The organism is Klebsiella sp. P1CD1 (assembly GCF_003790505.1).
Classification (GTDB): Bacteria; Pseudomonadota; Gammaproteobacteria; order Enterobacterales; family Enterobacteriaceae; genus Klebsiella; species Klebsiella variicola.
This window is the reverse complement of record NZ_CP033631.1, coordinates 5,447,721-5,470,515: the sequence shown is the minus strand read 5'-3', so window position 1 is coordinate 5,470,515 and position 22,795 is coordinate 5,447,721. Positions and strand designations below refer to the sequence as shown.

Sequence of the window (22,795 nt, the reverse complement as noted above, 5' to 3'; positions counted from 1 at the left end):
CTCGTCGCCCTGCTTAGAGGTTAACTTTTTTATGTACCAGGTTGTTGCGTCTGATTTAGACGGCACGCTGCTTTCCCCCGATCATTTCCTGACCCCGTATGCCAAAGAGACGCTGAAATTGCTCACCGCCCGTGGGATCAATTTCGTCTTCGCCACCGGCCGTCACTACATCGACGTCGGGCAGATCCGCGATAATCTCGGCATCCGGTCGTACATGATCACCTCTAACGGCGCCCGGGTTCACGATAGCGATGGTCAGCAAATCTTTGCCCATAACCTCGACCGCGATATTGCCGCCGACCTGTTTGAGATCGTGCGTAACGACCCGAAAATCGTCACTAACGTCTATCGGGAAGACGAGTGGTATATGAACCGCCATCGTCCGGAAGAGATGCGCTTCTTCAAGGAGGCGGTGTTTAACTACAAGCTGTATGAGCCGGGCGAACTGGATCCGCAGGGGATCAGCAAAGTATTCTTTACCTGCGAGGATCACGAGCATCTGCTGCCGCTGGAGCAGGCGATGAACGCCCGCTGGGGCGATCGCGTGAACGTCAGCTTCTCCACCTTAACCTGCCTGGAAGTCATGGCGGGTGGGGTATCGAAGGGGCATGCGCTGGAGGCGGTGGCGAAAATGCTCGGTTACACTCTTGCCGATTGCATCGCCTTCGGCGACGGTATGAACGACGCTGAGATGCTGTCGATGGCCGGCAAAGGCTGCATCATGGCCAACGCCCATCAACGGCTGAAGGATCTGCATCCGGAACTGGAAGTGATCGGCAGCAACGCCGACGATGCGGTCCCGCACTACCTGCGTAAGCTATACCTCGACTGAAAAAGATTGACGACTGGCGAATAACTGTCCAGTCGTCAACCTGACTCTTCGCTACAATGCCTGTTCTTTATCCAACGAGACGACCATTGTGGCGCTGTTAATTATCACCACTATCCTGTGGGCCTTTTCTTTTAGCCTGATTGGCGAATACCTTGCCGGTAGCGTCGACAGCTATTTTTCGGTGCTGATGCGTGTGGGCCTGGCGGCGCTGGTGTTCCTGCCTTTCCTGCGCACGCGCGGCCAGTCTCCGCGCACGATCGTGCTCTATATGCTGGTGGGCGCGATGCAGCTTGGCATCATGTATCTGCTGGCTTTCCGCGCCTATCTCTATCTGACGGTTTCGGAATTTCTGCTGTTTACCGTGTTTACCCCGCTGTATATCACGCTGATCTACGACCTGCTCAGCGGACGTAAGCTGCGCTGGGGCTATCTGTTGAGTGCTGCGCTGGCGGTGCTGGGGGCGGCGATTATCCGCTATGACAAAGTCAGCGATCATTTCTGGACCGGGCTGTTACTGGTGCAGTTGTCAAACCTCTGCTTCGCTATCGGCATGGTGGGTTACAAGCGCCTGATGGAGGTACGTCCGATGCCGCAGCACAATGCCTTTGCCTGGTTTTATGTCGGGGCCTTTATCGTGGCGGTGGCAGCGTGGTTTATGCTGGGCAACTCCCAGAAGCTGCCGACCACCACGCTGCAGTGGAGCGTGCTGGTGTGGCTTGGCGTGGTGGCTTCCGGGCTGGGTTACTTTATGTGGAACTATGGCGCCACGCAGGTGGATGCCGGCACGCTGGGGATCATGAACAACGTCCATGTCCCCGCTGGTCTACTGGTTAACCTTGCCATCTGGCAGGAGCAGCCGCACTGGCCGAGCTTTATTAGCGGAGCGTTGGTGATCCTGGCCTCGCTGTGGGTCCATCGCCGCTGGGTCGCTCCGCACTCCGGACAAACGGCAGATGATCGCAGGCGTGGTTCCGCGCAGAGCGAATAAACGCTTCGGTGACCGGTTGACGCTGTTCGCCATCGCGGACGGCCGCGTACAACCGGCTCCATAATCCCTCACCCAGGGTTTTGGTGACCACCAGGCCCTGGCGTTCAAAGCTTTCCACCACCCAGTGCGGCAGCGCGGCGATGCCCATCCTTGCGGCCACCATCTGGATCAGCAACAGCGTGTTATCGACGCTTTTCAGCTGGGGACTGATGCCGGCCGGCTGCAGGAAATGGCGCCAGATATCGAGGCGCCCGCGCTGCACGGGATAAATCAGCAGCGTTTCCGCGGCCAGGTCCTCTGGCGTAATCAGGGTCTTCATGGCTAACGGGTGCTCGGGCGCCAGCACCAGACGCACCTCATAATCAAACATCGGCGAGTAGTGCAGACCGCTGCGCGGCAGGATATCAGAGGTCATCACCAGATCCAGTTCGCCCTGCTGCAGCGCAGGCTGCGGGTCGAAGGTCACTCCGGAATGGAAGTCGACCTCCACGTGCGGCCAGCGGGCGCGGAAATTCTCCAGCGCCGGCGTCAGCCACTGAATACAGCTGTGACATTCGATAGCCAGGCGCAGCCGGGTCTGCTGTGGTTCGTTACAGTCCTGCAGGGCGCGAGCGATCTGCGGCAGCACCTGATTGGCCAACTGCAGCAGAATTTCCCCTTGCGGCGTGAAGCGTAGTGGCTGGCTTTTACGCACAAACAAACGGAAGCCAAGGCGCTGTTCCAGATCGCTGAACTGGTGAGACAAGGCGGACTGGGTCTGGTGCAGGGCCGCTGCCGCACCCGCCAGTGAACCGCTGTTCCGCAACGCTTGCAGCGTTTTCAGATGTTTAATTTCGATCATGAAAGTCCTTCACTTCGCCATGAGCAATTTGCGCTTGAGGAATATACAGTAACTGTCAATTATGGATGTGTAAACATCTGGACGTCTAAAACTCGTCATATTTCGACTTGCAGATGCGTTGGCTGCCTCGCTTACCCCAGTCACTTACTTCAGTAAGCTCCTGGGGATGCGCATCGTTGCCGCCTTCCTGCAAGCCGAACTATTTAGAGTTTTTCTTCAGATTCAATGAAATAAGAGAGGAACAAAAATGACAATTATTAACCACACCCTCGGTTTTCCTCGCGTTGGCCTGCGCCGCGAGCTGAAAAAAGCGCAAGAGAGCTACTGGGCGGGCAACGCCACTCGCGAGGAACTGCTGACAGTAGGCCGTGAGCTGCGTGCCCGCCACTGGGAGCAGCAGAAACAGGCGGGCGTTGATCTGCTGCCGGTGGGGGATTTCGCCTGGTACGACCATGTTCTGACTACCAGCCTGCTGCTTGGCAACGTGCCAGCTCGTCATCAGAACAAAGACGGATCCATCGATATCGATACCCTGTTCCGCATTGGCCGCGGCCGTGCGCCGACTGGCGAACCGGCCGCCGCTGCGGAAATGACCAAATGGTTTAACACCAACTATCACTACATGGTGCCGGAGTTCGTGAAGGGCCAGCAGTTCAAACTGACCTGGACCCAACTGCTGGATGAGGTAGACGAAGCGCTGGCGCTGGGCCACAAGATCAAGCCCGTACTGCTGGGGCCGGTAACGTACCTGTGGCTGGGTAAAGTGAAAGGTGAACCGTTTGACCGTCTGAGCCTGCTGAATGCCATCCTGCCGGTTTACCAGCAGGTGCTGGCCGAACTGGCGAAGCGCGGCATCGAGTGGGTGCAGATTGATGAACCGGCGCTGGTGCTGGAGCTGCCGCCAGCGTGGCTGGAGGCTTTTAAACCGGCTTATGACGCCCTGCAGGGCCAGGTGAAACTGCTGCTGACCACCTATTTTGAAGGCATTAGTGACAATCTCGCGACCATTGCTGCGCTACCGGTCCAGGGGCTGCACGTCGATCTGGTGCACGGCAAAGATGATGTTGCCGAACTGCACAACCGCCTGCCGGCCGACTGGCTGCTGTCTGCGGGTCTGATCAATGGGCGCAACGTCTGGCGCGCCGATCTCACCGAAAAGTATGCGCAAATTAAAGACCTCGTCGGTAAACGCGACCTCTGGGTCGCGTCATCCTGTTCTCTGCTGCATAGCCCGATCGATCTGAGCGTGGAGACGCGCCTTGATGCGGAAGTGAAGAGCTGGTTTGCCTTCGCGCTGCAGAAATGCGGCGAGCTGGCGCTGCTGCGCGATGCGCTGAACAGTGGCGATACGGCGGCGATTACCGAGTGGAGCGCGCCAATCCAGGCCCGTCGCCATTCGACCCGCGTGCACAACGCGGAAGTGGAAAAACGGCTGGCGGCGATCACCGCTCAGGACAGCCTGCGTGCCAGCCCCTATGAGGTTCGCGCGCAGGCACAGCGCCAGCGCTTTAACCTGCCGAAATGGCCGACCACCACCATCGGGTCATTCCCGCAAACGACGGAGATCCGCGGTCTGCGTCTGGACTTCAAAAAGGGCAACCTTGACGCCAGTCATTATCGGACGGGGATTGCGGAACATATTAAGCAGGCGATCGTCGAGCAGGAGCGGTTAGGTTTAGACGTACTGGTGCACGGAGAAGCCGAGCGGAACGACATGGTGGAATACTTCGGTGAACATCTGGACGGTTTTATCTTCACGCAAAACGGCTGGGTGCAGAGCTATGGTTCCCGTTGCGTGAAGCCGCCGGTGGTGATCGGCGACGTCAGCCGTCCGCAGGCGATCACCGTCGACTGGGCGAAGTACGCGCAGTCGCTGACCGACAAGCCAGTGAAAGGGATGCTCACTGGACCGGTGACCATTCTGTGCTGGTCCTTCCCGCGGGAAGATGTCAGCCGTGAAACCATCGCGAAACAGATTGCGCTGGCCCTGCGTGATGAAGTGGCGGATCTGGAAGCGGCGGGGATCGGCATCATCCAGATTGATGAGCCGGCGCTGCGCGAAGGGTTACCGCTGAAGCGCAGCGACTGGGATGCCTATCTGCAGTGGGGTGTGGAAGCCTTCCGCCTTAATGCTGCGGTCGCCAAAGACGACACTCAGATCCACACCCACATGTGCTATTGCGAGTTCAACGACATCATGGACTCCATTGCCGCGCTGGATGCCGACGTGATCACCATTGAAACCTCGCGGTCCGATATGGAGCTGCTGGAGTCGTTCGAAGCGTTCGAGTATCCCAATGAGATCGGGCCGGGGGTATATGATATTCACTCGCCGAACGTGCCGAGTGTGGAGTGGATAGAAGCGCTGCTGGCAAAAGCCGCGCAGCGTATCCCGGCGGAGCGGCTGTGGGTTAACCCGGACTGCGGCCTGAAAACTCGCGGCTGGCCGGAAACCCGCGCCGCGCTGGCGAATATGGTGCAAGCGGCGCAGAACCTGCGCCAGTCCGCCTGATCGTTACGCAAAAAATCAAAAAGGAGGCATTTGCCTCCTTTTTTCATGCATTGGGTGATTATGCTTTTTTACCGCCATACTGAGCAAACCACGCGAGCATGCGCTGCCAGCCGTCTTTGGCTGACTCTTCATGATAGCTGGCGCGATAGTCGGCGTTAAAGGCATGATCGGCTTCGGGATAGACCACGATTTCCGCTGTGGCGTTGGCCGCCCGCAGCGCCTGACGCATGGTCTCGATGGTGTCCTGTGGAATACTGGCGTCTTTAGCGCCGTACAGACCAAGCACCGGGGCGTTGAGATCGACCGCGATATCTACCGGATGCTTCGGTGAATTCAGCGATTTTTCTCCCACCAGCTTGCCGTACCAGGCCACGCCTGCCTTCAGCTGCGGGTTATGCGCGGCATACAGCCAGGTAATGCGTCCGCCCCAGCAGAAGCCGGTGATTAGCAGACGATGGGCATCGCCGCCGTGGCGCGCCGCCCAGCTGGCGACATGGTCGAGATCCGCCAGCACCTGCGCGTCCGGCACCTTGGTAACCAGCTCTTTGAACAGGGTCGGGATATCGTGGTACTCATTCGGATCGCCCTGACGGAAGTACAATTCAGGCGCAATAGCCAGATAGCCTTCCTGCGCCAGGCGGCGACAAAGATCGCGAATATGCTCATGCACGCCGAAAATTTCCTGTACCACGATAACGATCGGCAGCGGACCGTCGGCATTTTTCGGGCGGGCGTGGTAGGCCGGCATGTTTTCACCCTGAGAGGGAATAGACGTCTCTCCGGCGATAATATGCTCTTCCGGCGTATGAACGGCGGTGGCGGCGTATGGTGAAGCTGCAGGTGCGAATCCAGGTTGCTTGGTGGTGGTCATGGTATTCTCCGTACCCTTATTTATTAGCGCATCAATAACTATAGACCCTTTACCTTTAGTTCGGGCGGTAATAAAGCACAGTGCCTGAAAGCGGCTATCTTTTGTTCTGTGACGATGAATATAACTTGTTAATGTGATGCGTATCACTATTTACTGAAAAACAACTGCAATCATTATTGGTCTTGGTGACTATCATCACAAAATGTTGCCAGGGGCTTCTGTACAGTACCGTTTTGCTTCTGCTGATAATTCGACCCACAGAGGAGTTTTTTATGTCCAAGTCTGATGTTTTTCATCTCGGCCTCACCAAGAACGATTTACAAGGGGCTACGCTGGCTATCGTCCCTGGCGATCCGGAGCGTGTGGAAAAGATCGCCGCGCTGATGGATAAGCCGGTTAAGCTGGCATCCCACCGCGAATTTACCTCCTGGCGCGCGGAGCTGGACGGCAAACCGGTGATCGTCTGCTCCACCGGCATCGGCGGCCCGTCGACTTCTATCGCCGTGGAAGAGCTGGCGCAGCTGGGCGTGCGTACCTTCCTGCGTATCGGCACCACCGGCGCGATTCAACCGCACATTAACGTTGGCGATGTGCTGGTTACGACCGCTTCCGTTCGCCTGGACGGCGCCAGCCTGCACTTCGCGCCGATGGAGTTCCCGGCCGTCGCAGACTTCGCCTGCACCACCGCGCTGGTGGAAGCGGCGAAATCTATTGGTGCCACCACCCATATCGGCGTGACCGCCTCTTCGGATACCTTCTACCCAGGCCAGGAGCGTTACGACACCTTCTCCGGCCGCGTGGTGAGCCGCTTCAAGGGCTCAATGGAAGAGTGGCAGGCAATGGGCGTGATGAACTATGAAATGGAATCCGCCACGCTGCTGACCATGTGCGCCAGCCAGGGCCTGCGTGCCGGGATGGTCGCCGGGGTTATTGTGAACCGTACCCAGCAAGAGATCCCTAACGCCGAAACCATGAAGCAAACCGAAAGCCACGCGGTCAAAATCGTCGTGGAAGCGGCGCGTCGTCTGCTGTAATTCAACCCCTTCTCTGTCAGGCCGGGTCCTCCGGCCTTTCTTTTTTGCGTTGCTCCTCGCAGGAAATCCCTTTTAAACTGGACGTTTGTACAGCACAATTCTATTTTGTGCCATCAGGTTATCGCAGGGGGCGTCGTGGATCTCTCAATCATTATCAGCGCGGTTATCGCACTGGCTGCCGGGTTAATGGTCGGCTGGCTGGCAACCAAAGCGCGCGCCGACCAAATCCGGGCCGATCTCATTGAGGAGCGGCGAGAGCTGGATATTGAGCTGAGCGCCGCCCGTCAGCAGCTGGTGCAGGAGGCCCACTGGCGTGAGGAGTGTGAGCTGCTGAACAATGAGCTGCGCAGTCTGCGGGATATCAATACCTCGCTGGAGGCCGATCTGCGTGAGGTCACCACCCGGCTCGAATCCACCCAGCTGCATGCGGAAGATAAGATCCGTCAGATGGTTAACAGCGAGCAGCGCCTGAGCGAGCAGTTTGAAAACCTCGCCAACCGCATTTTCGAACACAGCAACCGGCGCGTCGATGAGCAAAACCGCCTGAGTCTGCATGGTCTGCTGACCCCGCTGCGCGAACAGCTCGACGGGTTCCGCCGCCAGGTGCAGGAGAGCTTTGGCCAGGAGGCGCGGGAAAGGCACACCCTGGCGCATGAGATCCGCAATCTTCAGCAGCTGAACGCGCAGATGGCGCAGGAGGCACTGAACCTGACGAAAGCGCTGAAAGGTGATAACAAAACCCAGGGCAACTGGGGGGAAGTGGTCTTAACCCGCGTGCTGGAGGCCTCCGGCCTGCGCGAAGGCTATGAGTACCAGACCCAGGTCAGTATCGAGACCGATAACCGCTCGCGGATGCAGCCTGACGTCATTGTCCGCCTGCCGCAGGGCAAGGACGTGGTGATAGACGCCAAAATGACCCTGGTCGCCTATGAGCGCTATTTCAACGCCGAAGACGACTACACCCGCGAAGTCGCGCTGCAGGAACATCTTGCCTCGGTGCGAAACCATATTCGCCTGCTGGGACGCAAGGATTATCAACAGCTGCCGGGGCTGCGCTCTCTCGACTACGTGCTGATGTTTATTCCCGTCGAGCCGGCGTTCCTGGTGGCCATCGACCGTCAGCCCGAGCTCATCAGCGAGGCGTTGCAAAATAATATCATGCTGGTCAGCCCGACGACGCTGCTGGTAGCCCTGCGTACTATCGCCAATCTGTGGCGCTATGAGCATCAGAGCCGCAACGCGCAGAAGATCGCCGAGCGGGCGGGGCGCCTTTACGACAAAATGCGCCTGTTTGTGGATGATATGTCCGCCATCGGCCAGAGTCTGGATAAGGCGCAAGAGAACTATCGCCAGGCGATGAAAAAGCTCGCTTCCGGGCGCGGGAATCTGCTGGCCCAGGCGGAAGCCTTTCGCGGCCTGGGGGTGGAGGTGAAGCGCGGGATAAATCCTGATTTAGTCGAACAAGCCTCTGCCCAGGACGATGAATATCGTCTCGAAGACGAGGATAACCTCCCGGAAAATGACGCATTTTCAGCCGACTCTGCCGAGGCGTTACATAATCGGGAGGCGGCTCCGCCACGTTGAGACGTATGGGAAATGCGCTGAATCTGATACACTCAGTGAACATTTTCTTGAAAAGCAAGCAGGCATAGAGATGGTTGAGGATTCACAAGAAACGACGCACTTTGGCTTTCAGACGGTCGCTAAAGAGCAGAAACAGGACATGGTGGCGCATGTATTCCATTCTGTCGCGGCAAAGTATGATGTGATGAACGACTTGATGTCGTTTGGTATCCATCGTTTGTGGAAGCGTTTCACCATCGACTGCAGCGGCGTACGTCGCGGGCAGACCGTGCTGGATCTGGCGGGGGGGACCGGCGATTTGACGGCCAAGTTCTCCCGTCTGGTAGGAGAAACCGGCCGCGTCATGCTTGCTGATATCAATGATTCCATGCTCAAAATGGGCCGCGAAAAGCTGCGTAATATCGGCATCGTGGGCAACGTTGAGTATGTTCAGGCCAACGCGGAAGCCCTGCCGTTTGCTGATAACACCTTTGACTGCATCACCATCTCTTTCGGTCTGCGTAACGTTACCGATAAAGAAAAAGCGCTGCGTTCGATGTACCGCGTGCTGAAGCCGGGCGGACGTCTGCTGGTGCTGGAGTTTTCTAAACCGATTATCGAACCGCTCAGCAAAGCCTACGACGCTTACTCCTTCCATATCCTGCCGAAGGTGGGGGAACTGGTGGCAAAAGACGGCGACAGCTATCGCTACCTGGCAGAATCTATCCGTATGCACCCGGATCAGGAAACCCTGAAAGGGATGATGCAGGATGCAGGTTTTGAAAGTGTCGACTACCACAACCTGACGGCGGGTATCGTTGCCTTGCATCGCGGTTACAAGTTCTGACAGGAGGGACGCTATGCCTTTCACACCCCTGGTGACCGCTAGCATTGAGACGGCGCTGAATACTTTTCTCTGGCGTGACAAGGCGCTAAAACCCGCTCGTCAGCGCCTGCTGGGTAAGGTATTGCGAGTTCAACTGCAGGACTTCTCCACCCCGATCGTACTGGCGTTCAGCGAACGCCAGGTTGATGTCCTGAGCGCCTGGGAGGGAGAGGCCGACTGCACTGTGATTACCCGGCTCAGCGTGCTGCCCAAACTGCGTAATCGTCAGCAGCTCACGGCGCTTATCCGTAGCGGAGATCTGGAAGTGCAGGGCGATCTGCAGGTGGTGCAGAATATGGTCTCCCTGTGCGATCTGGCGGAGTTCGATCCCGCTGAACTGCTGGCGCCTTATACTGGCGATATCGTGGCTGAAGGCGTTGGCAAAGTCCTCCGCGGCGGCGCTCAGTTTTTACTGAAAGGCGCGCAGCGCCAGCAGCGCTATGTCGCAGAAGCGATCACTGAAGAGTGGCGACTGGCACCGGGGCCGCTGGAGCTGGCATGGTTTGCGGAAGAAACGACGGCTATTGAACGCGCGCTGGCCGCACTGGAAAAACGGCTGGAAACGCTGGAGGGCAAATGACGCCAGGAGAATTACGGCGCCTGTATTTCATCATCCACACCTTTTTGAGCTACGGGCTCGATGAGCTCATCCCCAAAATTCGTCTCACGCTGCCGCTGCGTATCTGGCGGCGGATGCTGTTCTGGATGCCAAATCGTCATCAAGACCAACCCCTTGGCACTCGTCTGCGCCTGGCGCTTCAGGAGCTGGGGCCGGTGTGGATTAAATTTGGCCAGATGCTTTCCACCCGCCGGGATCTCTTCCCGCCGCATATTGCCGATCAGCTGGCGCTGTTGCAGGACCGCGTAGCGCCCTTTGAAGGAAAGCTCGCGCAGCAGCAGATAGAGAAAGCGATGGGGGGCCTGCCGGTGGACGCCTGGTTTGATGATTTCTCCGTAGAGCCGTTAGCCTCGGCGTCCATCGCCCAGGTGCATACCGCACGTCTGAAAGAGAATGGCAAAGAGGTGGTGATCAAGGTTATCCGCCCGGATATTTTGCCGATCATTAAAGCGGACATGAAGCTCATCTACCGCCTGGCTCGCTGGGTACCGCGTCTGCTGCCTGACGGCCGCCGTCTGCGCCCGCAGGAGGTGGTTCGCGAATATGAAAAAACGCTGCTGGACGAGCTGAACCTGTTGCGGGAATCCGCCAACGCCATTCAGCTGCGGCGTAATTTCGAAGATAGTCCGATGCTGTACGTGCCGGAGGTGTACCCCGACTACTGCAGCGAAAGTATGATGGTGATGGAGCGCATCTACGGTATCCCGGTGTCCGACGTGGAGGCGCTGGAGGCCCAGGGGACCAACATGCAGCTGCTGGCGGAGCGGGGCGTGCAGGTCTTCTTTACCCAGGTGTTCCGCGACAGCTTCTTTCATGCCGATATGCACCCTGGCAACATATTCGTCAGCTACGAGCACCCGGAAGATCCGCAGTATATCGGCATCGACTGCGGTATTGTCGGCTCGCTGAACAAAGAAGATAAGCGCTATCTGGCGGAAAACTTTATCGCCTTCTTTAACCGCGATTATCGTAAGGTGGCTGAGCTGCACGTCGATTCCGGTTGGGTACCGCCCGATACGAATGTCGAAGAGTTTGAGTTCGCGATCCGCACGGTCTGCGAGCCGATCTTTGAGAAGCCGCTGGCGGAGATCTCCTTCGGCCACGTGCTGCTTAATCTGTTCAATACCGCGCGGCGTTTCAATATGGAAGTCCAGCCGCAGCTCGTTTTACTACAGAAGACATTACTTTACGTAGAAGGGGTAGGCCGGCAGCTCTATCCTCAGTTAGACTTGTGGAAAACGGCGAAGCCTTTCCTTGAGTCGTGGATCAAAGATCAGGTCGGCATTCCGGCGCTGGTGCGCGCGTTTAAAGACAAAGCGCCGTTCTGGATCGAAAGAATGCCTGAAATACCTGAGCTGGTGTATCAGAGCCTGCAGCAGAGCAAACAGCTGCAGACCAGCGTCGATACCATCGTGCGGGATATGCATGTGCGTCATGTGCGCCAGGGCCAATCCCGTTATCTGTTTGGTATAGGCGCGGTTTTATTGCTCAGTGGTACGCTGCTCTTTATCCATCGCCCTGAGTGGGGAATGATGCCCGGCTGGTTGATGGCCGGCGGTGTGGTGACCTGGCTGATTGGCTGGCGGAAAACCCACTGATCGGTTCGCCTCTTCATGACGCAGGCTTATTTGCGCAAAATCATGCCGGCGGCCTGACGAAGAGGCGGCTCGCAGGATGGCGTGTATAATGCGTCCACATAATTCATCATCTGTCATAGGGGAACGTGTATGGGTGGTATCAGTATTTGGCAGTTATTAATTGTTGTCGTCATCGTAGTTCTGCTTTTTGGGACGAAGAAGCTGAGCTCACTGGGGTCAGACTTAGGGGCATCTATCAAAGGCTTTAAAAAAGCCATGAGTGATGATGATAAACCCGAAAAGTCGGCGCCAGACGCAGATTTCACGGCGAAAACCATCGCCGATAAACAGGATGATGCAAAAAAAGACGAGACAAAACGCCACGACAAAGAGCAGGTGTAACTCGTGTTCGATATTGGTTTTAGTGAACTACTGCTGGTGTTTGTGATTGGCCTCATTGTTCTGGGGCCACAGCGGCTTCCCGTCGCGGTTAAAACGGTGGTTGGCTGGATCCGTACGCTACGCTCGCTGGCGACCACGGTACAAAATGAGCTGGCCCAGGAGCTAAAACTGCAGGAGTTCCAGGAGAGCCTCAAGAAGGTGGAAAAGGCCAGCCTGAATAACCTGACGCCGGAGCTGAAAGCCTCCATGGATGAACTGCGCGAGGCCGCGGAGTCGATGAAGCGCTCCTATAGCGCCCACGATCCTGAAAAGGCCAGCGACGAAGCCAATACTATCCTTAATCCGGTGGTGAAAGGCAGTGAAGCGCAGCGCCAGGACGTCACGCCGGCGACGGCAGAACATCAGGCCAGCGCTCCGGCTCATGCGCCGGAACCTGTCGTCGATGAGCAACCCGCTTCACCGGCTGAACTTCCGGCAGAGAAAACATCCGCTACGGCGGCAGCCCCTCATTCTTCCCCCGCATCGAGTGATAAACCGTAAACATGGGCGTAGACGATACACAACCGCTAATTTCGCATCTGATTGAGCTGCGCAAGCGTCTGCTCAACAGCATCATTGCTATTCTGGTGATCTTCCTGGCGCTGGTCTATTTCGCCAATGATATCTACCAGCTGGTCTCGGCCCCGCTTATCAGCAAGATGCCGGTGGGCGCGACGATGATCGCTACTGATGTCGCTTCACCTTTCTTTACGCCGATAAAGCTGACCTTCATGGTGTCGGTGATCCTGTCAGTGCCGATTATTCTTTACCAGGTATGGGCCTTCGTCGCGCCGGCGCTGTATAAGCACGAGCGCCGGCTGGTGGTGCCTTTACTGGTATCCAGTACGCTGCTGTTCTATATCGGCATGGCTTTCGCTTATTTTGTCGTGTTTCCGCTGGCGTTCGGCTTCCTGACCCATGCTGCCCCAGAGGGGGTGCTGGTCTCGACCGATATCCGCAGCTATCTCGACTTCGTGATGGCGCTGTTTATGGCTTTCGGGGTCTCTTTTGAGGTACCGGTCGCCATTGTGCTGCTCTGCTGGATGGGCGTTACCACGCCGGAAGAGCTGCGCAAAAAACGGCCGTATGTCCTGGTGGGCGCCTTCGTGGTGGGTATGCTGCTGACGCCGCCGGACGTATTCTCGCAGACGCTGCTGGCCATTCCGATGTACTGTCTGTTTGAAGTCGGGGTGTTCTTCGCCCGCTTCTACACCGGGAAGCGCCTGACGCGTGATGACGACGCTGCGGCCGAAGCTGAAGCCGCGGAGCACAGAGAAGAGTAATACCGCCAACCGCCCGTCAGGGCGGTTGTCATATGGGAGCGATCATGTTTGATATCGGCGTTAATCTCACCAGTTCGCAGTTTTCCCGCGACCATGATGAGGTGGTGGCGCGCGCCCGGGCGGCGGGGGTTCACGGCATGCTGCTGACCGGCACAAATTTGCCGGAGAGCCAGCAGGCCCAGAGAATGGCGAGCCATTATTCCGGCTGCTGGTCCACGGCGGGGGTTCATCCCCATGACGGCAGCAGCTGGTCGCCAGCGGTCGCCGAGGCGATTTATACCCTCGCCCGCGAGCCACAGGTGGTGGCGATAGGTGAGTGCGGTCTGGATTTTAACCGTAATTTCTCCACGCCGCAGGAGCAGGAGGCAGCGTTCAGCGCCCAGCTGGCGCTGGCCGCTGAGCTGGCGATGCCGGTGTTTTTACACTGCCGCGACGCTCACGACCGGTTTCTGGCGTTGCTTAAACCCTGGCTTGAGAAGATCCCGGGCGCGGTGCTGCACTGCTTTACCGGCAGCCGCAGCGAGGTGCAGGAGTGCCTGGATCTGGGCCTGTTTATCGGTATTACCGGTTGGGTATGCGATGAGCGGCGGGGACTGGAGCTGCGCGAGCTGCTGCCGGCGATCCCGGCGGAACGTCTGCTGCTGGAGACCGATGCGCCTTATCTGCTGCCGCGCGACCTCAAGCCGAGACCGGCCTCGCGGCGTAACGAGCCCGCGTATTTGCCGCATATCCTGGCCAGCGTCGCGAGCTGGCGGGGCGAAGAGACGCAATGGCTGGAGGCGCAAACGGACGCAAACGTCAGGACGCTGTTTGGCATCGACGTTAACGGCGTTTAGATTTTCTGGAAGTCGGTATTTTTAACGCTCTGCAGGACTTGCTTATTCAGCAGGTTTAACAGCAACATAGAACGAGCTTCGCCGTCCGGCTCGGTGAAGATAGCCTGTAAGCCTTCGAACGCGCCGTCGGTGATTAGCACGCTATCGCCCTCATGCGGCGTTTCCGGGTCGGTAATGCCTTCCGGTTTGTATATAGAGAGCTGATGAATCACCGCCGAGGGAACGACAGCGGGCAGGGCGCCAAAGCGCACGAAGTTGTTAACCCCGCGGGTGGCGCTGATGGTAGTGGTATGAATCACCTCTGGATCGAACTCAATAAACAGGTAGTTCGGGAACAGCGGTTCGCTGACCATGGTGCGTTTACCGCGAATGATTTTTTCCAGCGCAATCGTCGGCATCAGGCAGTTAACTGACTGACGTTCCAGATGTTCCTGGGCTCGTTGTAGCTGCCCACGTTTGCAATACAGTAAGTACCAGGCTTGCATAATGACTCATTCCACTTCTAATAACGGCAAGCATAACAAATGGCTGGTGTAATCGCGAAAGCCATTATAATTGAAATCCAAATTTCAGCGTTCTTTCACGCTAATTTAACAAAATTACAGCATCGCGCCGTCGAACACCGTATAATTAGCCGCCTGTAGAGAGGTCAATAACACTTTCATGAAATACCACGATCTTCGCGACTTTCTGACACTCCTGGAACAACAGGGCGAACTAAAACGTATCACTCTGCCGGTCGATCCTCACCTGGAAATCACCGAAATTGCCGACCGGACCCTGCGTGCCGGTGGCCCGGCGCTGCTGTTTGAAAACCCGAAAGGCTACTCGATGCCGGTGCTGTGCAATCTGTTTGGCACGCCGCGTCGTGTGGCGCTAGGGATGGGGCAGGAAGACGTCAGTTCGCTACGGGAAGTCGGGAAGCTATTGGCCTTTCTGAAAGAGCCGGAACCGCCAAAAGGCTTCCGCGATCTGTTTGATAAGCTGCCGCAGTTCAAGCAAGTGCTGAATATGCCGACCAAACGCCTGCGCGGTGCGCCCTGCCAACAAAAAATCATCCAGGGCGATGACGTCGACCTGAATAAAATCCCGATTATGACCTGCTGGCCGGAAGATGCCGCGCCGCTGATCACCTGGGGGCTGACGGTGACCCGCGGGCCGCACAAAGAGCGGCAGAACCTGGGAATTTATCGCCAGCAGCTGATCGGTAAAAATAAACTCATCATGCGTTGGTTATCCCACCGCGGCGGCGCGCTCGATTTCCAGGAGTGGTGCGCGGCGCATCCCGGCGAGCGCTTCCCGGTTTCCGTGGCGCTTGGCGCCGATCCGGCAACCATTCTTGGCGCGGTGACGCCGGTGCCCGATACCTTGTCGGAATATGCTTTCGCAGGCTTGCTGCGCGGCACCAAGACCGAAGTGGTGAAGTGCGTTTCCAATGACCTTGAAGTCCCGGCCAGCGCGGAAATTGTGCTCGAAGGTTACATTGAGGCCGGTGAGATGGCGCCGGAAGGCCCGTATGGCGATCATACTGGCTACTACAATGAAGTGGATAGCTTCCCGGTGTTTACGGTAACCCACATTACCCAGCGCGAAGACGCGATTTATCATTCGACCTATACCGGTCGTCCGCCGGATGAACCTGCGGTGCTGGGCGTGGCGCTGAACGAAGTCTTTGTGCCGATTCTGCAAAAGCAGTTCCCGGAAATCGTCGACTTTTATCTGCCGCCGGAAGGGTGTTCCTATCGCCTGGCGGTGGTGACCATGAAAAAACAGTACGCGGGCCATGCCAAGCGCGTGATGATGGGCGTCTGGTCATTCCTGCGCCAGTTCATGTATACCAAATTCGTGATCGTATGCGATGACGACGTCAACGCACGCGACTGGAACGACGTGATTTGGGCGATTACTACCCGTATGGACCCGGCTCGTGATACGGTACTGGTAGAAAATACGCCAATAGATTATCTGGATTTTGCCTCGCCGGTTTCCGGCCTGGGTTCAAAAATGGGGCTGGATGCCACAAATAAATGGCCTGGCGAAACCCAGCGTGAATGGGGTCGTCCAATCAAAAAAGATCCTCAGGTGACGGCGCGCATCGACGCCATCTGGGATGAACTGGCCATCTTTAAATAACAGTAAGCGGGGCTAACGCCGCTGTTTTGCTCTATAGACCCGACAGAGGGGACGCATGACAACCTTAAGCTGTAAAGTGACCTCGGTGGAGGCGATTACCGATACCGTGTATCGCGTTCGATTAGTACCGGAAGCGGCATTCTCTTTCCGCGCCGGCCAGTATCTGATGGTAGTGATGGATGAGCGCGACAAGCGTCCGTTCTCTATGGCTTCCACGCCGTCAGAGCACGAGTTTATCGAGCTGCATATCGGTGCTTCTGAACTCAATCTGTATGCGATGGCGGTGATGGATCGCATTCTGAAAGAGCGTGAAATTGAGGTTGATATTCCGCATGGCGAAGCGTGGCTGCGCGATGACGAAGATCGCCCGCTGATTCTGATCGCCGGCGGTACCGGATTCTCTTATGTGCGTTCTATTCTGTTAACCGCGCTGGCGCGTAACCCGGATCGCGATATCGCCATTTATTGGGGCGGCCGCGAGGCTAAGCATTTGTACGATCTGGCCGAGCTGGAAGCGTTAAGCATCAAGCATCCGAATCTGCGCATCGAGCCGGTGGTCGAGCAACCGGAAGAAGGGTGGCGCGGTCGTTCCGGTACGGTACTGACTGCCGTGCTACAGGATTACGGCACGCTGGCCGAGCATGATATCTACATTGCCGGTCGTTTTGAGATGGCCAAGATTGCCCGCGACCTGTTCTGCAACGAACGCGGCGCGCGTGAAGATCGCCTGTTTGGCGATGCGTTTGCGTTTATCTGAAAATAAAAAACCCGCCCCTGACAGGCGGGAAGAACGGCAACTAAACCTGCTCTCTTCGCCATTGCTGCCTGCTTCTGGTCGCAATGGCGTTGAGATAACCCTTCGATTAAATCCGCTCAAACACAGTGGCAATACCCTGACCTAAACCGATACACATGGTCGCCAGACCGAACTGAGCGTCTTTGCGTTCCATCTGATTGATCAACGTGGTGCTAATGCGCGCCCCGGAGCAGCCCAGCGGATGTCCGAGCGCGATCGCGCCGCCGTTGAGGTTGATCTTCTCGTCAATCTGCTCCATTAAGCCCAGATCTTTAATACACGGCAGGATCTGCGCGGCAAACGCTTCATTCATTTCAAAGACGTCGATATCGCTGGTGGATAAGCCCGCTTTTTTCAGCGCCAGCTTTGAGGCCGGAACCGGGCCATAACCCATAATGGACGGATCGCAGCCGACCACCGCCATCGAACGGACGCGAGCGCGCGGCTTCAGCCCCAGCTCGCGGGCGCGGCTTTCGCTCATCAGCAGCATTGCCGCCGCGCCGTCGGAAAGGGCGGAAGAGGTACCTGCCGTTACCGTGCCGGTCACCGGATCAAATGCCGGTCTCAGCGCCGCCAGCGCTTCAACGGTGGTTTCCGGGCGGATCACTTCGTCATAGTTAAAAGACTTCAGTACGCCATCGGCATCGTGGCCACCGGTCGGGATAATCTCGGCTTTGAAGGCGCCTGATTGCGTCGCCGCCCAGGCGCGAGCGTGAGAGCGTGCGGCGAACTGATCCTGCATTTCGCGGCTGATGCCGTGCAGACGCGCCAGCATTTCCGCGGTCAGCCCCATCATGCCGGCGGCTTTCGCCACATTACGGCTGAGGCCCGGATGGAAATCGACACCGTGGCTCATTGGCACATGGCCCATGTGCTCAACGCCGCCAATCAGGCAGACGCTGGCATCGCCGGTCATGATCATACGGGCCGCATCGTGCAGCGCCTGCATGGAGGAACCGCACAGACGGTTAACCGTCGTCGCCGGTACCGAGTGCGGGATTTCTGCCAGCAGCGCGGCGTTACGCGCAATGTTGAAACCCTGCTCCAGCGTTTGTTGCACGCAGCCCCAGTAAATATCGTCAATCGCGCTCGCCTCAAGCGACGGGTTACGCGAAAGCAGGCTACGCATCAGGTGCGCTGAGAGGTCTTCCGCACGCACGTGGCGAAAGGCGCCGCCCTTCGAACGGCCCATCGGGGTGCGAATTGCATCGACAATGACAACCTGTTCCATTGTGACTCCTTAAGCCGTTTTCAGAGCGCCAACCGGACGGGCTGGCTCTACCTGGGGATAATACGCTTCGTTATGGCGCGCTTTGTCACGCAGACCGGCTGGCACTTCATACAGCGGGCCAAGGTGCTGGTATTGCTGCGCCATATCGAGATATTTCGCGCTGCCGATGGTGTCCAGCCAGCGGAATGCGCCGCCGTGGAACGGAGGGAAGCCCAGGCCGTATACCAGCGCCATATCCGCTTCCGCCGGGCTGGCGATAATGCCTTCTTCCAGGCAGCGGACGACTTCGTTAACCATCGGGATCATCATGCGGGCGATAATCTCTTCATCGCTGAAATCGCGCTTCGGCTGGCTGACGTCGGCCAGCAGGCTGTCGACGGCAGCGTCTTCTTCTTTCTTCGGCTTACCTTTGCTGTCTTCTTTATAACGCCAGAAACCGAGGCCGTTCTTCTGGCCGAAACGGTTGGCGTCAAACAGGGCGTCGATGGCGTCGCGATAATCTTTCTGCATCCGCTGCGGGAAGCCCGCCGCCATCACGGCCTGAGCATGGTGGGCGGTATCGATGCCGACCACGTCCAGCAGATAGGCCGGGCCCATTGGCCAGCCAAACTGTTTTTCCATCACTTTGTCGACCTTGCGGAAATCCGCCCCGTCGCGCAGCAGCTGGCTGAAGCCGGCGAAGTAGGGGAACAGCACGCGGTTGACGAAGAAGCCGGGACAATCATTCACCACGATTGGCGTCTTGCCCATTTTGCTGGCCCAGGCCACAACTTTGGCAATGGTCTTATCCGAGGTTTTTTCGCCGCGGATCACTTCAACCAGCGGCATGCGATGCACCGGGTTAAAGAAGTGCATACCGCAGAAGTTTTCCGGGCGTTGCAGAACGCTGGCCAGTTCGCTGATGGGGATTGTTGAGGTGTTGGATGCCAGCACGGTATCCGGGCGCACTTTTGCCTCGGTTTCGGCCAGCACCGCTTTCTTCACTTTCGGGTTTTCGACCACCGCTTCAACAACCACGTCGACGCGATCAAAACCACTGTATTCCAGGGTTGGCTGAATGGTGCTGATCACTCCGGCCAGCTTCAGACCGTCGATTTTGCCGCGTTCCAGCTGTTTATTCAGCAGTTTCGCCGCTTCGGTCATGCCCAGGGTCAGCGATTTGTCGCTAATGTCTTTCATCACCACCGGCACGCCTTTCCAGGCCGACTGGTATGCGATACCGCCGCCCATAATGCCAGCGCCCAGGACAGCAGCATGCTTCGGCGTCTCGACATCTTTGGTCAACTTTTTCGCTTTCGCTTTGACGTACTGGTCGTTCAGGAAGATACCAACCAGCGCGCGGGCCTCATTGGTATGGGCCAGCGGGACAAAGCTTTTATTTTCCAGCACCAGGGCTTCTTCACGACCAAGACGTGCGGCGGCTTCAATGGTTTTCACCGCGGTGATCGGCGCCGGGTAATGTTTCCCGGCCGTTTGTGCGACCATGCCTTTGGCAATCGTGAAGCTCATGGTAGCTTCAATTTTGCTGAGCTTCAGCGGCTCTAGTTTCGGCTGACGTTTTGCTTTCCAGTCCAGATCGCCATTAATCGCCTGACGCAGGATCGCCAGCGCGCCGTCACGCAGTTTTTCCGCTGCGACCACACCATCCACCAGGCCGATTTTCAGCGCCTGATCGGCGCCGACGTCTTTCCCGGCGGCAATAATTTCCAGCGCGCTATCGGCGCCGAGCAAGCGTGGCAGACGCACAGAACCGCCGAAGCCCGGCATAATGCCAAGCTTGGTTTCCGGCAGACCGATACGCAGATCCGGCGTCGCCAGGCGGTAATCGGTCGCCAGGACGCATTCACAACCGCCGCCCAGCGCGTAACCATTGACGGCAGAGATCGTCGGGACGGGAAGATCTTCCAGACGATTGAAAACGCTGTTAGCAAAATGCAACCACTGGCTTAACTGCTCCTCAGGGACCAGGAACAGCGAGAGGAATTCGGTGATATCCGCGCCGACGATAAACGCCGCTTTTTCAGAGCGCAGCAGCAGACCTTTGAGATCGTTTTGTTTTTCCAGTACGTCCAGCGCGTGACCGAGGCTGGCTACGGTTGCGGTATCAAGCTTGTTGACCGAACCTGGGGCATCGAACACCAGTTCGGCGATGCCATCTTCCAGCCAGTCGAGGTACAGGGTGTCGCCTTTGTAGAGCATGTCAGTCTCCTGAATCCAGCAATATGATCTGGTCATACCAGATGAAACGGAGTGTGGAATTTATGTTAAAGAATTGCAAATTACTCTTTAAATAATTGCTGGTCGGATCACATCCGGCGGAAATCACCCGCACGCAGGGTGATGTGCTAAGATGCGGAGTATCACGATCCCATAAAAGCAAAGGATGAAAGATGGAATCCCTGTCCGCGCTCTATAAAAATCATATTGTTACCCTACAAGAACGTACCCGCGACGTGCTGGCCCGTTTTCAGATGGATGCGCTGCTGATTCACTCCGGTGAGCTGGTTAACGTCTTCCTTGACGACCACCCGTACCCGTTCAAGGTCAATCCGCAGTTCAAAGCCTGGGTGCCAGTGACGCAGGTGCCTAACTGCTGGCTGCTGGTGGATGGCGTTAACAAACCGAAGCTGTGGTTCTATCTGCCGGTCGATTACTGGCACAACGTCGAGCCGCTACCGACCGCATTCTGGACCGAAGAAGTTGACGTCATTGCTCTGCCGAAGGCCGATGGCATCGGCAGCCAGCTACCTGCCGCTCGCGGTAATATCGGTTATATTGGGCCGGTACCGGAGCGCGCGCTGGGGCTGGGTATCGCTGCGGATAAGATCAACCCGAAAGGGGTTATCGATTACCTGCACTACTATCGGGCTTACAAAACGGATTACGAGCTGGCCTGTATGCGTGAAGCGCAGAAATCGGCGGTCAATGGTCATCGCGCGGCCTATGAAGCTTTCCAGTCCGGGATGAGCGAATTCGATATCAACCAGGCCTATCTCACCGCCACTGGTCACCGCGATACCGACGTGCCTTACAGCAACATTGTCGCGCTGAATGAGCATGCCTCCGTCCTGCACTACACCAAACTGGATCATCGCGCCCCGGCGGAGATGCGCAGCTTCCTGCTCGACGCTGGCGCAGAATATAACGGCTATGCCGCGGATCTGACGCGAACCTGGGCGGCGCACGGCGACAACGACTTTGCCCATCTGATCAAAGACGTTAATGACGAGCAGCTGGCGCTGATTAGCACCATGAAGGCCGGGACTCGTTATGTTGATTACCATATCCAGTTCCATCAGCGCATCGCAAAGCTACTGCGTAAACACCAGTTGGTTACCGACATAAGCGAAGAGGCGATGGTGGAGAATGACCTGACCGGGCCGTTTATGCCGCACGGGATTGGCCATCCGCTGGGTCTGCAGGTGCATGATGTCGCTGGCTTTATGCAGGATGACACCGGTACGCATCTGGCGGCGCCGTCGAAATACCCGTATCTGCGCTGTACCCGTATTATCGAGCCGCGCATGGTGCTGACTATTGAACCCGGCATCTACTTCATCGAGTCGTTACTGGCGCCGTGGCGTGAAGGCCCGTTCAGCAAGCACTTCAACTGGCAGAAAATTGACGCCATGAAGCCGTTTGGCGGGATCCGTATCGAAGATAACGTGGTGGTTCACGAAAACAGCATTGAAAATATGACGCGCGATCTGAAGCTGGCGTAATGGAAAGCTGGTTAATCCCGGCGGCGCCGGTTACCGTCGTTGAGGAGATTAAAAAAAGCCGTTTTATCACGCTGTTGGCGCATACCGACGGCGTGGCGGCGGCAAAAACTTTTGTCGAGTCCGTCAGAGCGGATCACCCTGATGCCCGCCACCACTGCGTGGCGTGGGTCGCCGGGCCGCCTGATGATTCGCAACAGCTGGGGTTTTCTGACGATGGCGAACCGGCGGGGACGGCGGGTAAACCGATGCTGGCGCAACTGATGGGGTGCGGCGTGGGTGAGATAACCGCTGTCGTCGTGCGCTACTACGGTGGTATCCTGCTGGGCACCGGCGGCCTGGTGAAAGCCTATGGCGGCGGTGTTCATCAGGCGCTGGCGCAGCTGACGACGCAGCGCAAGACACCGTTAACAGCATATACTTTGCAATGTGAGTATGGGCAACTGGCCGGTATCGAAGCGCTGCTCGCCCAATTCTCCGGGAAGGTAGTCGAAAGCGAATATCTGGCGTCGGTTCGGCTGCGCGTGGCGCTTCCCCGGGCCGAAGTGGCGGCTTTTTCAGCAAAACTGGCTGATTTTAGTCGCGGTTCATTGCAATTACTGAAGATTGACGAATAATCCCCTCTGTTTTTTT

The 22,795-nt window shown here is 57.3% G+C and carries 21 protein-coding genes; 16 read left to right on the top strand and 5 right to left on the bottom strand.

The genetic code is table 11. From position 1 onward, the window contains the following. Positions 1 to 31: 31 nt before the first annotated feature. Positions 32 to 832 carry a sugar/pyridoxal phosphate phosphatase YigL gene (gene yigL, locus DTA24_RS27005; RefSeq protein WP_008807941.1) on the top strand — a complete coding sequence of 267 codons (801 nt, stop codon included), beginning with the start codon at positions 32 to 34 and terminating at the stop codon, positions 830 to 832. Between the two features lie 88 nt (positions 833 to 920). Continuing rightward, positions 921 to 1,820, top strand: coding sequence for a carboxylate/amino acid/amine transporter (locus DTA24_RS27000; RefSeq protein WP_044613221.1), 900 nt, complete (start codon positions 921 to 923; stop codon positions 1,818 to 1,820). Here DTA24_RS27000 and metR read toward each other — a convergent pair. Then, positions 1,708 to 2,661: an HTH-type transcriptional regulator MetR gene (gene metR / locus DTA24_RS26995; RefSeq protein WP_023296876.1), complete on the bottom strand. Its 954-nt coding sequence runs from the start codon at positions 2,659 to 2,661 to the stop codon at positions 1,708 to 1,710. The two genes, DTA24_RS27000 and metR, sit on opposite strands and share 113 nt — an antisense overlap. Positions 2,662 to 2,908: 247 nt before the next feature. On the opposite strand from metR, the gene metE reads away from it, so the two are divergent. Then, complete coding sequence (gene metE, locus DTA24_RS26990; RefSeq protein WP_123837146.1) at positions 2,909 to 5,173, top strand: 5-methyltetrahydropteroyltriglutamate--homocysteine S-methyltransferase; 2,265 nt, start codon at positions 2,909 to 2,911, stop codon at positions 5,171 to 5,173. A gap of 58 nt (positions 5,174 to 5,231) precedes the next feature. On the opposite strand, the gene DTA24_RS26985 is transcribed toward metE, so the two are convergent. Further along, positions 5,232 to 6,044, bottom strand: a complete 813-nt coding sequence (locus tag DTA24_RS26985) for a dienelactone hydrolase family protein (RefSeq protein WP_123837145.1) — start codon at positions 6,042 to 6,044, stop codon at positions 5,232 to 5,234. Between the two features lie 272 nt (positions 6,045 to 6,316). On the opposite strand from DTA24_RS26985, the gene udp reads away from it, so the two are divergent. The 9 genes from udp to tatD all read left to right on the top strand — a co-directional run bounded on the left by udp (position 6,317) and on the right by tatD (position 14,283). Continuing rightward, positions 6,317 to 7,078, top strand: a complete 762-nt coding sequence (gene udp / locus DTA24_RS26980; RefSeq protein WP_002883419.1) for a uridine phosphorylase — start codon at positions 6,317 to 6,319, stop codon at positions 7,076 to 7,078. 135 nt (positions 7,079 to 7,213) lie between these two features. Beyond that, the gene (gene rmuC, locus DTA24_RS26975; RefSeq protein ID WP_012969184.1) at positions 7,214 to 8,662 is read left to right on the top strand and encodes a DNA recombination protein RmuC; all 1,449 of its coding nucleotides are present in this window, start codon (positions 7,214 to 7,216) and stop codon (positions 8,660 to 8,662) included. Positions 8,663 to 8,732: 70 nt separating this feature from the next. Further along, on the top strand, positions 8,733 to 9,488 hold the full coding sequence (ubiE, locus tag DTA24_RS26970; protein WP_008807935.1) for a bifunctional demethylmenaquinone methyltransferase/2-methoxy-6-polyprenyl-1,4-benzoquinol methylase UbiE: 756 nt from the start codon (positions 8,733 to 8,735) through the stop codon (positions 9,486 to 9,488). Positions 9,489 to 9,501: 13 nt separating this feature from the next. After that, positions 9,502 to 10,107: a ubiquinone biosynthesis protein UbiJ gene (ubiJ, locus tag DTA24_RS26965; protein ID WP_008807934.1), complete on the top strand. Its 606-nt coding sequence runs from the start codon at positions 9,502 to 9,504 to the stop codon at positions 10,105 to 10,107. Next, positions 10,104 to 11,744 (top strand): ubiquinone biosynthesis regulatory protein kinase UbiB, encoded by a 1,641-nt coding sequence (ubiB, locus tag DTA24_RS26960; protein WP_012543220.1) that lies wholly within the window; start codon positions 10,104 to 10,106, stop codon positions 11,742 to 11,744. The genes ubiJ and ubiB overlap by 4 nt, the downstream gene beginning before the upstream one ends. A 129-nt stretch (positions 11,745 to 11,873) precedes the next feature. After that, positions 11,874 to 12,125, top strand: coding sequence for a Sec-independent protein translocase subunit TatA (gene tatA, locus DTA24_RS26955; protein ID WP_002883425.1), 252 nt, complete (start codon positions 11,874 to 11,876; stop codon positions 12,123 to 12,125). Between the two features lie 3 nt (positions 12,126 to 12,128). After that, positions 12,129 to 12,665, top strand: coding sequence for a Sec-independent protein translocase protein TatB (gene tatB / locus DTA24_RS26950; protein ID WP_123837144.1), 537 nt, complete (start codon positions 12,129 to 12,131; stop codon positions 12,663 to 12,665). Positions 12,666 to 12,667: 2 nt separating this feature from the next. Beyond that, on the top strand, positions 12,668 to 13,447 hold the full coding sequence (gene tatC, locus DTA24_RS26945; RefSeq protein WP_004886745.1) for a Sec-independent protein translocase subunit TatC: 780 nt from the start codon (positions 12,668 to 12,670) through the stop codon (positions 13,445 to 13,447). A 32-nt stretch (positions 13,448 to 13,479) separates the two neighbouring features. Then, a complete protein-coding gene (gene tatD / locus DTA24_RS26940; protein ID WP_164481358.1) occupies positions 13,480 to 14,283 on the top strand; it encodes a 3'-5' ssDNA/RNA exonuclease TatD in 804 nt (267 codons plus the stop codon). On the opposite strand, the gene rfaH is transcribed toward tatD, so the two are convergent. Further along, a complete protein-coding gene (gene rfaH, locus DTA24_RS26935) occupies positions 14,280 to 14,768 on the bottom strand; it encodes a transcription/translation regulatory transformer protein RfaH (protein WP_008807930.1) in 489 nt (162 codons plus the stop codon). The genes tatD and rfaH overlap by 4 nt on opposite strands. A 178-nt stretch (positions 14,769 to 14,946) precedes the next feature. Here rfaH and ubiD point away from each other — a divergent pair, with 178 nt between their 5' ends. Beyond that, a complete protein-coding gene (gene ubiD, locus DTA24_RS26930; RefSeq protein WP_008807929.1) occupies positions 14,947 to 16,416 on the top strand; it encodes a 4-hydroxy-3-polyprenylbenzoate decarboxylase in 1,470 nt (489 codons plus the stop codon). Between the two features lie 55 nt (positions 16,417 to 16,471). After that, positions 16,472 to 17,173 (top strand): NAD(P)H-flavin reductase, encoded by a 702-nt coding sequence (fre, locus tag DTA24_RS26925; protein WP_008807928.1) that lies wholly within the window; start codon positions 16,472 to 16,474, stop codon positions 17,171 to 17,173. A gap of 106 nt (positions 17,174 to 17,279) precedes the next feature. Here the strand turns inward: fre and fadA are convergent, their stop codons facing one another. Together fadA and fadB are read right to left on the bottom strand one after the other, a co-directional pair. Further along, positions 17,280 to 18,443, bottom strand: a complete 1,164-nt coding sequence (fadA, locus tag DTA24_RS26920; RefSeq protein WP_043875960.1) for an acetyl-CoA C-acyltransferase FadA — start codon at positions 18,441 to 18,443, stop codon at positions 17,280 to 17,282. Between the two features lie 9 nt (positions 18,444 to 18,452). Further along, positions 18,453 to 20,642, bottom strand: coding sequence for a fatty acid oxidation complex subunit alpha FadB (gene fadB, locus DTA24_RS26915; RefSeq protein ID WP_012543218.1), 2,190 nt, complete (start codon positions 20,640 to 20,642; stop codon positions 18,453 to 18,455). 191 nt (positions 20,643 to 20,833) lie between these two features. On the opposite strand from fadB, the gene pepQ reads away from it, so the two are divergent. Both pepQ and DTA24_RS26900 read left to right on the top strand, forming a co-directional pair. Next, positions 20,834 to 22,165 carry a Xaa-Pro dipeptidase gene (gene pepQ, locus DTA24_RS26905; protein WP_012969182.1) on the top strand — a complete coding sequence of 444 codons (1,332 nt, stop codon included), beginning with the start codon at positions 20,834 to 20,836 and terminating at the stop codon, positions 22,163 to 22,165. Continuing rightward, entirely contained in the window at positions 22,165 to 22,779 is a 615-nt protein-coding gene (locus DTA24_RS26900) for an IMPACT family protein (RefSeq protein WP_048268381.1), read from the top strand. Before pepQ ends, DTA24_RS26900 begins: the two co-directional genes overlap by 1 nt. Positions 22,780 to 22,795: the final 16 nt, after the last annotated feature.

Coding starts and splice junctions, on each gene's coding strand:
- yigL (WP_008807941.1), top strand. CDS start 32: ATGTACCAGGTTGTTGCGTCTGATTTAGACGGCACGCTGCTTTCCCCC.
- metR (WP_023296876.1), bottom strand. CDS start 2,661: ATGATCGAAATTAAACATCTGAAAACGCTGCAAGCGTTGCGGAACAGC.
- metE (WP_123837146.1), top strand. CDS start 2,909: ATGACAATTATTAACCACACCCTCGGTTTTCCTCGCGTTGGCCTGCGC.
- DTA24_RS26985 (WP_123837145.1), bottom strand. CDS start 6,044: ATGACCACCACCAAGCAACCTGGATTCGCACCTGCAGCTTCACCATAC.
- udp (WP_002883419.1), top strand. CDS start 6,317: ATGTCCAAGTCTGATGTTTTTCATCTCGGCCTCACCAAGAACGATTTA.
- ubiE (WP_008807935.1), top strand. CDS start 8,733: ATGGTTGAGGATTCACAAGAAACGACGCACTTTGGCTTTCAGACGGTC.
- ubiJ (WP_008807934.1), top strand. CDS start 9,502: ATGCCTTTCACACCCCTGGTGACCGCTAGCATTGAGACGGCGCTGAAT.
- ubiB (WP_012543220.1), top strand. CDS start 10,104: ATGACGCCAGGAGAATTACGGCGCCTGTATTTCATCATCCACACCTTT.
- tatA (WP_002883425.1), top strand. CDS start 11,874: ATGGGTGGTATCAGTATTTGGCAGTTATTAATTGTTGTCGTCATCGTA.
- tatC (WP_004886745.1), top strand. CDS start 12,668: ATGGGCGTAGACGATACACAACCGCTAATTTCGCATCTGATTGAGCTG.
- tatD (WP_164481358.1), top strand. CDS start 13,480: ATGGGAGCGATCATGTTTGATATCGGCGTTAATCTCACCAGTTCGCAG.
- rfaH (WP_008807930.1), bottom strand. CDS start 14,768: ATGCAAGCCTGGTACTTACTGTATTGCAAACGTGGGCAGCTACAACGA.
- ubiD (WP_008807929.1), top strand. CDS start 14,947: ATGAAATACCACGATCTTCGCGACTTTCTGACACTCCTGGAACAACAG.
- fre (WP_008807928.1), top strand. CDS start 16,472: ATGACAACCTTAAGCTGTAAAGTGACCTCGGTGGAGGCGATTACCGAT.
- fadA (WP_043875960.1), bottom strand. CDS start 18,443: ATGGAACAGGTTGTCATTGTCGATGCAATTCGCACCCCGATGGGCCGT.
- fadB (WP_012543218.1), bottom strand. CDS start 20,642: ATGCTCTACAAAGGCGACACCCTGTACCTCGACTGGCTGGAAGATGGC.
- pepQ (WP_012969182.1), top strand. CDS start 20,834: ATGGAATCCCTGTCCGCGCTCTATAAAAATCATATTGTTACCCTACAA.
- DTA24_RS26900 (WP_048268381.1), top strand. CDS start 22,165: ATGGAAAGCTGGTTAATCCCGGCGGCGCCGGTTACCGTCGTTGAGGAG.